The following is a 453-nucleotide window of genomic DNA, read 5'->3' as shown; positions in this document are numbered from 1 at the left end:
CACTCGCACCTTGAAAACTGAAGACATCAACAAGACATCAAACTTTTAATTAACCATGTCATTTAAGACGTGTGTTCTTAGAATACCAACGCTAGATCAAGGTATGAAGGGCGTACGGTGGATGCCTTGGCACTAGGAGCCGATGAAGGACGCGACGAACAGCGATATGCTTCGGGGAGCAGTAAGTATGCTTTGATCCGAAGATTTCCGAATGGGGGAACCCACCATCTGTAATGGGATGGGACATGTTACATGAATACATAGTGTAGCGTGAGGCAGACCCGGGGAACTGAAACATCTAAGTACCCGGAGGAAGAGAAAGCAAATGCGATTCCCTGAGTAGCGGCGAGCGAAACGGGAACAGCCCAAACCGAAGAGCATGCTCTTCGGGGTTGTAGGACACTCTATACGGAGTCAAAAAGGAAGACAGTAGGTGAAGGACCTGGAAAGGTC

Annotated in this window: 1 rRNA gene; it reads left to right on the top strand. The window is 48.6% G+C overall.

Annotated features, from left to right (window positions below):
• Nucleotides 1-94 precede the first annotated feature (94 nt).
• A 23S ribosomal RNA gene (locus ACZGCQ_RS16985) occupies nt 95-453 on the top strand; the annotation flags it as partial.

The organism is Exiguobacterium sp. HSB13 (genome assembly GCF_056764755.1).
Note: the sequence above shows the minus strand (reverse complement) of the source record. Positions and strands in the feature narration are given on the sequence as shown.